The sequence below is a fragment of the Trichodesmium erythraeum IMS101 genome (assembly GCF_000014265.1).
GTDB classification, from domain to species: Bacteria; Cyanobacteriota; Cyanobacteriia; order Cyanobacteriales; family Microcoleaceae; genus Trichodesmium; species Trichodesmium erythraeum.
Genome location: NC_008312.1, coordinates 1,134,500 through 1,147,514, shown reverse-complemented (window position 1 = coordinate 1,147,514; position 13,015 = coordinate 1,134,500). Strand labels below are relative to the sequence as shown.

The following is a 13,015-nucleotide window of genomic DNA, read 5'->3' as shown; positions in this document are numbered from 1 at the left end:
ATTTTTAGTCTATTAAACTGTATATCTAATCTCAAACTAGGGGAGAGTAAAAATTAAGTTTTAAGTGCTTAATATTTTAACAATATAATAGCTAACTAAACCATTTAAAATAGAGTTATACAAAGGTGCAAAGAAATCGCGATAAACTATTAAATATAGTTAAGAGAGAAGTTCTGCAACTGCGATCGCAGTCTATACACCATGCAGTAATAATTAATCTGGTTCGTCAGCAACCACCACAACAATTAAAACGTTCTTGGGAGCTAGAAGTAAAAGTAGGAAAGCGCCCTATTTTTAAACTTCCTGAGCAAGTAAATATCATACAAGTTTTTGACCGTATGAAAGGAAAATTACTTATATTAGGAAATCCTGGAGGTGGCAAAACTACAACTTTACTGGAATTAGCAAGAAGGCTTGTGATTAGGGCTGAAAAAGAACAAAACTTACCAATTCCAGTCTTATTAGATCTTTCCACATGGAAAAATCCTAATCATAAAATTTCAGATTGGTTAGTCTATCAACTTAAGTTTAAATACAACATATCCTTGAAAGTTACTAGGGAATGGCTAGAAAATAAGCTAATATTACCTTTAATAGATGGGTTCGATCAAGTATCCCCAGAATTATCTGAGTATTGCTTAGAAGAGATTAACAAATTATCAGTAGATTTTCAACCTAAACATTTAGTTGTTTGTAGTAGTTTTGCAGCTTATAAAAATTGTTACAATAAGTTGAGAGTGAATGCTGCTGTTTTGTTACAACCTTTAAAAAACAGTCATATTAAAGATTATTTATTGGCGTCTAGAAGTCGAGAACTTTGGGTATATATTCAGGATGAACCAGAGTTATTGAACTTAGCTAAAATACCATTAATGTTAAGCATGATGACTTTAGCTTATGAGGAAATTTTAATTGCTGCTTGGAGAAGAATTACTTCTAAACAGATAAGAGAAAAATATTTATTAAATGCTTATGTTCGTTTTCAATTAGGGGTAGAAAATAAGGATAAATGGTATTCTAGGGGTCAAGAACCACTGCCAGAACAAACAAGACGATGGTTGGCATGGTTAGCAAAACGAATGGCAGCAGAAAATATTCAGGAATTTAGAATAAAAAAATTACAGCCAAGTTGGTTGGATACTAATGGCGAGTTACAAGCATATAAGTTAATTGTTAATTTGATTAGTATATTATTTTGGGGGTTTACTTTTGGATTTATTTTTGGATATGTTTGGGAATTAAAGGAAGGGTTAATTAGTGGTACTATTGGTGGCTTAATTGGTGGAAAGCTTGGTTTCCCAGGATTAAAAAAATTGGTGCTGCGAATTGTTTTATTTAATAATGGGCATATTCCTTGGAATTATCGTCGTTTTCTTAATTATGCTAGTAGTCAATTATTGTTACAAAGAATAGGCGATCGCTATCAATTTATTCATTATTTATTGTATAAACATTTTACTGAAATATAGTTGGGAGGTCAAAAGGTCGAAAGCATTCACTATAGCTTTGGAAACGATACATTATCTTAAGCTTATAAAACTTTTTTCTGATATATCTAAATGTGGAGATGGGGGCGGGGTTAGCGGCGTGACGTTTTCATTCTCCAATTTACCCCTAATGGGGTAAGGGATCTATAAAGTCTTCTAAATGGAGCGTACGGGATTTTTTTCAATTATTAGATATTGAGAAAGAAAAAAGAAATAAAATTACTTTTAATTTCCGTGGTATCCCCAAATTTGATGGTTTACCTATCTCACCATCTGTTGTATATATTATGATATATAAAAATCTGGCTGGTTCTATTTATGACTCTTTTAAGGGTATAAAAAAAAGAAAATATTCTTGCTATTGCTAGGGTAGCTGATAAATGATAACTGATAACTAAAATGACTATTCAACCTCGAAAAAGATTTGCTCAACATTGGCTATTGAGTGATAAAGCTCTCAATAAAATTATCCAAGCTGCTGAATTATCTGAGAGCGATCGCATCCTAGAAATTGGGCCAGGTACAGGGGTCCTCACTCATCGTTTATTGCCTCTAGCAGCTTCAGTTGTGGCAGTAGAAATTGATAGAGATTTATGTCAAAAGTTAGTCAAAAAATTTGGCAGAGTCAAAAATTTTTTATTATTACAAGGAGATATTTTATCCCTAGATTTAGAAACAAATTTAGCACAATTTATAGGTTTCCAAAATCCTCATAAAGTTGTAGCTAATATACCTTATAATATTACTGGATTAATATTAGAAAAACTATTAGGAACAATTTCCCAACCTCTAACCAATACTTATGATTTAATTGTCTTATTATTACAAAAAGAAGTGGCAGATAGAATTTGTGCAAAACCAGATTCAAAAGCTTATAGTTCCTTATCAGTAAAAATTCAATATTTAGCCAAATGTGAATTTATTTGTGATGTACCTGCTAAAGCATTTTATCCACCACCCAAAGTAGATTCAGCAGTAATACGACTACGGCCTCAATTAATAGAACCCCAGGCAAATAACCCGAAACAAATGGAAATGTTAGTTAAATTAGGTTTTGCTAGTAAACGGAAAATGTTGAGAAATAACCTCAAAGCAGTTGTTGAGCGCGATCGCCTTTTCGAGTTATTAGAAAACTTAAAAGTTAACCCCCAAAGTCGTGCAGAAGATTTAACTGTTCAGGAGTGGGTTACCTTAGCAAATAGTTTAGAGCATTTTTTACACTCTCACAATAAACTATTAAAGTAATTAAGTCGCGCAACCCTGTCTTGGGGAGATGTTTTTACAGGGTTGCTAACTGCCATAATTTTACATAATAATAATATCTTCTTAAACATTAAAATAAGGATGTTTTTATTGTGTATTTTGTTTTTTAAATTGAGATATTTTTAGCTCCAACTCTTGAATTTGTAATTTAGTTGTATAAATAAATTGAATTAATATAATTTATCAACTCTAACTCAAGATTACTTCAAACTTTCATTTCATTCTTGAGATAGATAAAGTCTTTCTCCTTTATATAAATTTCAATTTGTTTAAATCAATTATCTAAAAACAAGAATAACAACTGTTATAGTCAATGACTAATTTGACTTCTTAGAAAATACCCATAAATATGAGAATTTATCATCAAAAAAAAATACGGCAGTTTCCGCAGTTTATGAGGTATATTTAGGAATCAAAATTTGATAATATACTTATGAACTTATATCCAAAATAACTCACCAGGAAAATAGTTACTACACACTTACAACAGAAAATATCAATTCCCATATATTGCCGTCTTATATTCTGTTACTAAAAGTATTAGTGCAAAAACTAGTTTGGTAAGTGCTATTTCTCTACCTCACCGACAACGGAAAGCGCCGTATAATTTTTTCGTTTTATCAATGGGAATTATGCTTTATAAGAACTAGAATTATCTAGTCAATACCTAAGAAAAAATTATGGGTTAATATTACCATTATTTCTCTACAATCTTAAGCTAAGAAACATACTTATCAATAAACCCTTGTAAGCCAGAATTATAACCTTGTCCAACAGCTTGGAATCTCCAGTCATTATCTTTGCGATAAAGTCTCCCAAATTCTAGGGCAGTTTCTCGGGAAAAATCTTCCTCTAATTCATATTTAGTTACTTCTTCTCCAGTAGTAATATTACAAATTCTAATAAAAGAATTTCTGACTTGTCCAAAGTTTTGTCTTCGAGCATCCGCTTCATGAATAGTTACGACAAACACTATTTCTTGAATTTCTTGATCTACTTTTTTTAAATCTATTTCTATTAGTTCATCATCTCCAGAACCTTCTCCTGTTCTACTATCTCCTGAATGTTTAACAGAACCATCTGGTGATGTTAAATTATTGTAGAAAACAAAGTATTTTTCTGAAGGAATTTTTGCATTAGCTCCTAACATAAATACAGAAGCATCTAAATCAAATTCAGAACCTGTATCTGTAGTATTAATATCCCATCCTAACCCAATACCAGCTTGTGTTAAATTAGGAGATTCTTTGGAAAGATTTAGTCTTTCACCTTTGCTGAGATTAATAGACATAATTTACCTCTTATCGGTTATTAATATAGCAATCCTATCCCAGTTTATAAGTTATTAGTTAACAATTATTAAGATAGCAATCCTATTTTAATTGTAATATTTTGGGGGTAGTTAGTTAAGGGAAGCATCGGATTGCTTTTTACATTCATTATTTCAAACTTTTTTAGTTTAAATTAATTGTTTATAAAAAAATCATAACCAATTTAATATTACTATATTAATTAAGGTTATTTATTTCCGAAAAATTAACTCATTGATATGCTTCTACTCCCTTATTAACAAACTGTAAAGTAAAGGCTTCTTTATAGTTAGTAGCTGGCTTAATTATTCCGGTCTCCACTACACTATCAAAAAATGATTTCCAGCGTTGGTCTGTCATAGCACCGATACCTTTAGTAATAACATCTCCAGAAATAACAACACCATATTCTTTCATTTTTTCTAAACTATAAGCTAATAATTCATCTGTCATTTCTGGATTATCTTTTTTAATTAGTTGATTGGCAGGTTCGGGATTTTCTAAATAACTGTACCAACCTTTAATTGAAGCATCAACAAATCTCTGGACTAAATCGGGATTTTTTTCTACCATTTCTTTTGTTGTTTCTATAGTAGTAGCATAAGGTTGATAGCCAGCATCTGCTAATAACATAACTACAGGTTCAAAGCCTCCTTTTTGCTGAATTGTAAAAGGTTCAGATGTGAGATAACCTTGCTGAATTACATTTTTATCTAATAAAAATGGAGCTACACTAAAATTATAAGGACGTTTCTGATCGTCTGTATAATTAAACTTACTTTTTAGGAATTGCCAATAGCCTTTTTCAGATAAAGATGAGGTAAAAATTGCCTTGCCTTTTAATTGTTCTAAAGAGTCATTTCCCATCCCTGGATGAGCAATTAATACTTGAGGATCTTTTTGGAAAATAGCTGCGACTGTAATAGTAGGAATTTTGGCTTCTACAGAACTAATTGCACTCAGACTAGAGCCCATGTAAAAGTCTATTGCACCTCCTACTAATAGCTGAGTTCCATTGACTTGAGCATTTCCCATTCTGATAGTAACCTCTAAACCATAATTTTCATAAATTCCTGTAGCAATTGCTTGATAAAAACCTCCATGTTCGGCTTGAGCATACCAGTTTGTTCCATAAGTAACTTTGTCAATATTTTTGTCGTTTTTAGCTACTGAATTGGATTTATTAGTATTAGTACAACTTGTTAATATGCCATTACCAACAGCTAGGCTAGTATAGTAAATAAATTTACGGCGACTAATATAATTCATATTTTTTACTAGGTTTATTTAATATAGTAAACATTCAAGTATTAACTATCAGCTATAAGTAACAAAACTCTCTTTTTTACCTGCTTTGTTTTCAGTTAATAATTTTTAGTTATAATTAACTTAATTAATAAGCATTCAGGCATTAGCTATAGCGCGAAGAGTTATAATACTCCATTTTTTTCAGTTATCAGTCAACAGTCAACAGTTTTCAGTATCTGATAGCTAAAGACTTACGACTAATGTTGATTTAAATACTAATAGTTAGATTTATATTATACTACCATATAAATCATAATTTTCCTGGGACTGAATGTGTAGTAGGATTACAAAATATGCGGTTTCGGGAATTAATGGCTGATGTTTTTCATTGCTTAGGCATGAGTAATATTGAGGGTTTAGTGTCGATGAGTGATATCAAATATAGCCCTATTATTAACTCTGGTATTAAAATAGTGGAGCGAGTGCCTATTCGTGATCAGTTGGTGCCAGAAGATGTCCCAGTAGAAATTGCGGCCAAGAAAGCGACAGCTTATTATACAAATAAAGAAGTTCCAGATGAGAATATTTTTTAACCATTAAAGGGAGAAACTTAGCTGATTAAAATATGAAAGATTCATCTATCAAAGAGTCAAAAGAGTCAAAAGAGTCAAAAGATTCAAAAGATTCAAAAGATTCATCTATCAAAGAGTCATTTAAGAGTCATTTTAAAGAGTCATTTATCCAAGCTGCTGGAAGGCATTTATATGATGCAGAAATTATGCTAGCTCAACATCGTTGGGATAATGCAGTTTACTTGGCAGGCTATGTGGTAGAATGTACTCTTAAAGTTATAGTAGAGCAATATATTAACAATAAAGCTTGTCAAAAATTCGGTCACAATTTAAGACAACTTCAAGGTAAAGGCATTGGAAGATTACGGATAATTTATCCTATTCTTGATGCTCAACTGTCAATTTCCCGGATAAAAGGGACAGTTTTAGCTGAATATCATCCAGAGCGACGTTATTTTCAGTCTGGTTGGTGCAAGGAATTCAAGGCAAAAGAAGCAGTTAAACGAGCAGCAGAAATCTATAACGAAATTATTCCCAAACTAATTTTGGATGGTAGGATATCTAGTGAGGAGCTTTAAATGACTAATATTACTTTCAGTGAAACATTTGACAAAGTGCAAGAATGCTTTGAAGAATCTTCTATAAAAGACCAACTAGAATCAATAACTATAATTCGCGATGTGCAGGGAAAGATTAGACTTTTCCTGGAACCTCTAGAAAACAAAAATCTTGAAGATATTATTCTAAATCACTTAGAAGAACGCCTTGAGAATAAACTCGTTTCCTACTACGGCCACGATATTTGGCTACCACAAGGAGAAAAAGATGGTTATAAAAATTTGATAGATGTGATCCGCTCGGAAAGAGTTTCCGCTGAATGGGATGATGAAAGTCAACCTCGTTGGTATGTGTTAGAGCGTCATGTTGCTAAACAAGCATGGACAAATAAAAAAGAAACTGAGCCTCCTTGGCCTCAGAAAGTAGTAGATCAAGGTCATAAACCAGCAATAGTTTCGTTTTTTTCCTTCAAAGGTGGAGTTGGTCGCACAACAACATTAGTTGCAACAGCTCTGACATTAGCTCGTCACGGTCATCAAGTAGCTGTAGTCGATTTAGATTTAGAATCTCCTGGTATATTCACTTTTTTCTTCCCAGATCGAGAGAAGAGTCTTCCAGGGATAATTGATTATTTGTTAGAGAAAAATATCCAAGGTAAGAATTGGGAACTTAAGGATCATTTAGAATCATTCAAGGATGAAAATTTATTAGGAGATGAAGACAGAATTTTACCTATACTGAGTGCAGGAAATGTGGATAATAACTATCTGGAAAAGTTGGCAAGACTTGATTGCCAGAATTTGCTCAATGTCAATAACCCACTGGAAAAAACTTGGTCTGATATGTTCAAAGAACTGAATGAAGCAGCGTCTGATAAGTTCAAAGAACTGAATGAAGCAGCAGGGAAACTAGATTTTATTTTACTTGATACCAGAACAGGTTTTCACGATCTTGGAGGATTAGCGATCGCTGAATTCTCCCATGCAGCAGTCATTTTTGGCACTCAATCTCGTCAAAGTTGGGCAGGACTAACTCAAGTTATTCGTCGTCTAGCAAAACCTTTAGCTCCCGAAGCTTTGCCACTGTTACTCATCCATGCTCTAGCTCCAGGAATAGGTGTACCAGGAAGAGAGCAGGAGCTGAGAAAATTTCGAGAGGACGCTTATAGTGTTTTTCAAGATCATTACTATAGCTCTAGCGAAGATGTTCCTAACTCCAATGGTCAAGAAGATCGTTTTTACCCAATAGTTATAGACTGGCAAAGTGAATTGCGTAGAGAAATAAATTTATTTGAATATTCTGCTGTTGAAGAAGATAGTTCTTTGTTAAATATTATTGATATTTTAACAGGTAAACCTTATCAACGACTGGCAGAAAGACTGTGCCGTCTTTTTAACCGTAAATTGAACCTGAAAAATTAGGTAGGAAAATGACTAACTTTGATAAAAAAAAGCTATTAGAAATTATGGCTAATGTTACACCAGGAAAAGGTATAGCTGAACATGAAAGTGATAATGAAAATTTATTTCTAAAAAACTTTTTACCTGTAGATCGCTACCGTAAGACATTGGACACTGATACATTTTTAATATTAGGTGGCAGAGGTGTTGGTAAAACAGAATTTTTTCGTTTACTAGGAAGTCCTAATGGTCGCAAAGCCTTAGTAAAAAACTTAACAATTAAACGCTTACCCCCTTTAGAAAAAACAATTTGGATTGCTGGATATGGTCGTACTAAGACTAGGGAAAAAAAATTTCCTACACCAGATGTAACAGAAAACTACATGAAAGACAAGGATAGAAGTGATTGGCGTATTTTTTGGATCGGATTGGTATTAGGAGTAATATTTCAACAAGAAAAAGAATTATCAAATCACAATTGGGCTCAGGAAATACCAGAGGACATTCGTGGTTGTTTAACTAACAAATTATCATTACTTTCCGGCTGGTTTCCAGATGCTCGCCAGAACTTTGAAAGTATCAACTATGCTTTAGATAAATTAGATGAAGAATTATTGGCAGACGATCGCTGGTTATTTATCACTTATGATGAACTAGATCGAATTGTTCCTTCTTATTTAAAACTGCGGGCTCCCATCGCCGAACTATTAGCATTTTGGCTAGATAGATGGCGTCGTTGGGAACGAATTAGACCCAAAATATTTCTACGCACAGACTTATTTCAACACGATTTTTTAGGATTTCCAGATGCTTCTAAACTCAGGGGACATCAAATTACTTTAGAGTGGAAAACTCCATTGTTATATCAGTTATTGGTAAAGCGTTTAGCTAACTCTGGAGAAGAAATGAATGATTATTTAAAAATAGTTCCTGATTTAATTCCTTCAACTTTAAAAAGAGATAACATCCTAGGTATATTACCTACATCAGATGAATCTCGTTTTGAATTATTAATGGAAAAAATAGTTGGGGTATTTATGGGAGAAAATCCTCGCAAAGGCTACACTTATAACTGGATTTCTAATCACCTTCAAGATGCAAAACGTAGCATTTCTCCTCGTTCTTTTTTAAGGTTATTCTCCTTGGCTGCAGAGCGTAGATTAGAAAAATTTGACGAAAAAGAATTGCCCGAAAATCGCTTATTAGAACCTTCTGATTTACAAGGAGCTTTAATGGATACCTCTCAAGATCGAATCAAAGAACTTACAGAGGAAGAATATCCCTGGTTAGAAGCTTTAAGAAAAGAACTTAAAGATTTAACACTTCTAACTGAAGAAGAAAAATTTCTCAACTTACTAGAAAACACAAAATGGAACCAAGAACCACCTTCATTAAAGCCCCAAGAAATTTTACAATACTTAGAACAATTAGGTATTGTTGAAATTCGCTTAGATCGGAGAATTAATATCCCCGATATTTATCGATATGGTTTTGAAGTTAAACGCAAGGGTGGAATTAAACGTTCAAGATAAAACAATTAAAATCAAGGAATTATTTGTCATTAATATTGATTTTGAATTCCTTGAGTTCCACTTATAAATTTATTATCATATCCAATATTTGCTTATCCTAAATCAAATAATCTTTAATTATTATGTCAGCAACATTTGAACAAGTATTTGTACATCCAAGTCAATTTCCGGACCAAGTTTATCAAGATTATTTAGTTAGTTTCTCGGGGAAAAAAATTAATCATAAGTTTCATTATGATAGTGTTAAGCAAAGTCAAAAATGGTTAAAAATTCATCAAGAATATTCCCCTTCTCAAAATGATAGAAATTGTGTTGATACTTATAAAAAATGTTTCCAAAAAACAGCAGAAACTCTAGATAAATTTTCCAGTTTACAGTTAATTGGATTAGGTTCTGGTGGTGGAACTAAAGATAGTTTGTTATTGTCCTACTTATCTAATAAACGACGAGAATTAACTTATTATCCTCTAGATGTTAGTTTATCTCTAGCAATAATTTCTGCTCAAAAAGCTAGGAGTTCTTTTCCTGAATTATCTGTACAACCAATTGTTTGTGATTTACTTCATAGTGATAATTTAATGCTTCAGATTCAGAAAAGAAGTGAGCAGGAAAGGAGAATTATTACATTTTTTGGCATGATTCCTAATTTTCATCCCCAGGAAATTTTCCCAATTTTAAACAATTTTTTGGTTGAGGGAGATTTATTGCTATTAAGTGCAAATTTAGCACCTGGTTCTGACTATGTTCAAGGTATTGAAAAAATAATGGCGCAATATAATAATAACTTGACTAAAGATTGGCTAACTACTGTATTGGAAGATGTGGGAGTTAACCGGGAAAATGGGAGCATTAAATTTAGGATTAAAGATGATGAGGAAAAACCTGATTTAAAAAGAGTTAATGCTGATTTTGAATTAAATAATGATGTGACTTTTAAATTGGATAATCAATTGATAGAATGGAAAAGCGGAGATAAAATTGGGTTATTTTTTTCCTACCGTTATACTACTGCAAAACTCCAAGAAATCCTCAGTAGTTATGGGATAAATATGTTGAATTATTGGGAATCTGCTAATCAAGAAGAAGGAGTTTATCTCTGCCAAAAAAGTATATAGGGTTTGCTGAAAAAACATTTTTAAGGAGTATTGAAAAAAGGTATTCACCCCTAACTATAACCAACCTACCCCTAACCCCTCCCAGGAGGAAAAATAGGGGAGTAGGTATGGAATTTTTATGCAGCATCAATACATAATAGTGAGTAGGTAGTCGAATATATTTGTCCCTTGATTTTTCTGCTATGGTCAGCCCAAAACTCTAAAATGTATAAGGATTTTTCACTGAAAGCCGGGTACTTTTTTCGACCCTAAAAAACAGTAACTAATATCAGTTAATATTTTAATATTTACAGGACTTATTCACGCAGATGAAAATATACATGATCTGTAGAAGTTAACGGCTGTTAAACCCTACTAGATATAGCGCTTGGTCCGTAAGTCCTGATTTAATCAGCCAGCCCTAATTAATAAGGTAGTAGAATAGGGAGTAAACAAAAAATATTTACCCTGTAATCTGGAATATGCTTGATTTAATTTTGGGAATATACTTTTTTGTTTTCCTGTCTCTATTTCCTACTCTTTAAATTCACAGTAATCGAATATTTTTTGATTAGGAGTTACCTAGAAGTATGGTTATAATGCAAAATTTTGTGACTTGAAAAATCAAGATAATAAACCCAGTTTCTTGTTTGAGTGTATAAGTTATTTTTGTTTAAAAATCCCTAAATGATTAAGAATATTTACCTGATTCAGTCAAAACCAAATTAAGTTTTTCTTGATGTTGAATTGGAATATTTTGAGGAGTAGATATTTTTAGTAGAGATTTATCAAATTCGACTTCAGGTATCTCGGCCAGAATACCCAAAGATTCGCCATTTTTGAGACGTTGTTTTCGGCATTTAACTAAAGCCATCAAAGTCTCACGTTTTTCACCAACACACTCAAATGGTTTCTCATAATTTGGGTCAAATAAACGTTTCCAAATATCCTCAATTTTTTTTTAAGCTAAATAAGTCTTTTCCTACTACCTGGGAGGCAAAATGATAATCTGTTACGGCTTCAATTAAAGCATAAGAAAAAGCACATTTTGCGCATTGACAACACCATCGCACATCTTCTTCAGACCACTGTGCTTCATTACAACAAGTAAGGTCATTCAGGATATTTTTATTTCACAAAAATAGCTGATGAACTACACCTATATAATAAACTAATTCGCAAATACTAACATAACTGAAGGGTAAACCTTTGCGCTTTAAAAAAATATTAAAACGTTCGATATAGGCAGCTCCTTTAGCACTTTGATGGTTAACTTCTCGCCCTTGGTATGTGGCATTAGATTCATTATAACTCTGATCATTTGCTAAGACAAGAAACCAATGAAAGTAATAAAATACTTACTTAAAGCTGATTATCTTTTTCGTGTCAGACTTTTAATTCTTTTTGGAGACTAATTTTTCCTTCTAGTGTCTAATTGTATAAATTACGGTAGTTTTTCTCCACAGTAGACCACTATAGGGACGCCCTTATGCAACCTACCTATATGCAATTTCTCTACAAGGTTTTGGTTATGGCGATGTAGTTCATCAATTTGAAAAGCGCTGTCTAAAAATAATATTACTAACTTTTGTCACTAGACACTAGCTGATAGCTGATAGCTGAATGCTTACAGAAAGAAATAATTCACAAGTTAAAAATCAGGAGCAATAACTTTAAAAAAGTTCGGTTCAAATTAACTCTTATAAAAAGTTTGAATCCAATTTATGATGACTATTTAATAAACAAAAAAATATAGTATTTTTTTTATCCTAGCTACTAATTACTGACTCTTTATTCTAAGAAATCAAAAAATTAATTTTACCTTTTGAATAAATACATTGACTGGTACAAGTTTCATCAATTCTAACTGCTACAAGCCCAGGAATTTTATTTTCTAATTGTTCGTAAATCCATTTAGCTATGGCTTCGCTGCTTGGGTTAGCTAAACCTGTAGTTTCGTTTAAATGGTAATGGTCTAAATAATTATCCAGTAGTGGTTGGAGATATTTTTTAATATCTCCATAATCCATAATCATACCTTTTTTAGCTCCAGAAGTTATCAACTTATTACCAGAAACATAAATAACACCACGCCAAGAATGACCATGTAATCTTGCACATTTCCCATCATGATTAGGTAGTTGATGAGAAGCTTCAAACCTAAACTCTTTACCTATTACCCAAGTTTCTGAGTCAGATTCATTTTTTATAGTTTGATCTTTTTCATCTTTTTTTTTTCATTTAACACCTCAGCTATCAGTTATAAGTAAAACTAAAAGGTAACGAATTAAGAAGACTATCAGGAAGAAATAAAATTGAAGCATATCTATTATTACATACCTCAACTTTTGGGAACTCTCTACTCAAATTTAAGTTTTTTATTCCTTCTTCCTTGCTACTAACTTTAACCCTATTTTCTACTACTATTTTGTATAATACCAATTTCATCAACTTAAAACTTAACTTCCAAAAGTAGTCTATCAAGCTTGAAAGATAAGATATCAAGTTATATGTTCTTAACTTGAGGAAATTGGTGATAAGTTCCATCAGG

General features: G+C 32.3%; 11 protein-coding genes. 7 read left to right on the top strand and 4 right to left on the bottom strand.

Annotation, left to right across the window (positions count from 1 at the left end; all coding sequences use genetic code 11):
• Positions 1-125 precede the first annotated feature (125 nt).
• Both TERY_RS03380 and rsmA read left to right on the top strand, forming a co-directional pair.
• On the top strand, positions 126-1,469 hold the full coding sequence (locus tag TERY_RS03380) for a hypothetical protein (protein WP_011610536.1): 1,344 nt from the start codon (positions 126-128) through the stop codon (positions 1,467-1,469).
• Between the two features lie 417 nt (positions 1,470-1,886).
• Positions 1,887-2,732, top strand: a complete 846-nt coding sequence (gene rsmA, locus TERY_RS03375; RefSeq protein WP_011610535.1) for a 16S rRNA (adenine(1518)-N(6)/adenine(1519)-N(6))-dimethyltransferase RsmA — start codon at positions 1,887-1,889, stop codon at positions 2,730-2,732.
• Between the two features lie 736 nt (positions 2,733-3,468).
• Here rsmA and TERY_RS03370 read toward each other — a convergent pair.
• Together TERY_RS03370 and TERY_RS03365 are read right to left on the bottom strand one after the other, a co-directional pair.
• Complete coding sequence (locus TERY_RS03370; protein ID WP_011610534.1) at positions 3,469-4,041, bottom strand: TerD family protein; 573 nt, start codon at positions 4,039-4,041, stop codon at positions 3,469-3,471.
• Positions 4,042-4,291: 250 nt separating this feature from the next.
• Positions 4,292-5,329, bottom strand: coding sequence for an ABC transporter substrate-binding protein (locus TERY_RS03365; protein ID WP_011610533.1), 1,038 nt, complete (start codon positions 5,327-5,329; stop codon positions 4,292-4,294).
• A 332-nt stretch (positions 5,330-5,661) separates the two neighbouring features.
• Between TERY_RS03365 and TERY_RS03360 the strand changes: the two genes are divergently transcribed.
• The 5 genes from TERY_RS03360 to TERY_RS03340 all read left to right on the top strand — a co-directional run bounded on the left by TERY_RS03360 (position 5,662) and on the right by TERY_RS03340 (position 10,485).
• Complete coding sequence (locus tag TERY_RS03360) at positions 5,662-5,901, top strand: GTP cyclohydrolase II domain-containing protein (protein ID WP_011610532.1); 240 nt, start codon at positions 5,662-5,664, stop codon at positions 5,899-5,901.
• A gap of 32 nt (positions 5,902-5,933) precedes the next feature.
• Complete coding sequence (locus TERY_RS03355) at positions 5,934-6,458, top strand: HEPN domain-containing protein (protein WP_011610531.1); 525 nt, start codon at positions 5,934-5,936, stop codon at positions 6,456-6,458.
• Positions 6,459-7,859, top strand: coding sequence for a KGGVGR-motif variant AAA ATPase (locus TERY_RS03350; protein WP_011610530.1), 1,401 nt, complete (start codon positions 6,459-6,461; stop codon positions 7,857-7,859). It begins immediately after the preceding gene.
• Between the two features lie 8 nt (positions 7,860-7,867).
• Positions 7,868-9,370 (top strand): P-loop ATPase, Sll1717 family, encoded by a 1,503-nt coding sequence (locus TERY_RS03345; protein WP_011610529.1) that lies wholly within the window; start codon positions 7,868-7,870, stop codon positions 9,368-9,370.
• Positions 9,371-9,492: 122 nt separating this feature from the next.
• Positions 9,493-10,485: an L-histidine N(alpha)-methyltransferase gene (locus TERY_RS03340; RefSeq protein WP_011610528.1), complete on the top strand. Its 993-nt coding sequence runs from the start codon at positions 9,493-9,495 to the stop codon at positions 10,483-10,485.
• Between the two features lie 670 nt (positions 10,486-11,155).
• Here the strand turns inward: TERY_RS03340 and TERY_RS03335 are convergent.
• Positions 11,156-11,338, bottom strand: coding sequence for a hypothetical protein (locus tag TERY_RS03335; RefSeq protein WP_044136358.1), 183 nt, complete (start codon positions 11,336-11,338; stop codon positions 11,156-11,158).
• A 922-nt stretch (positions 11,339-12,260) separates the two neighbouring features.
• Positions 12,261-12,641 carry a 6-carboxytetrahydropterin synthase QueD gene (queD, locus tag TERY_RS03330; protein WP_370497381.1) on the bottom strand — a complete coding sequence of 127 codons (381 nt, stop codon included), beginning with the start codon at positions 12,639-12,641 and terminating at the stop codon, positions 12,261-12,263.
• Positions 12,642-13,015: the final 374 nt, after the last annotated feature.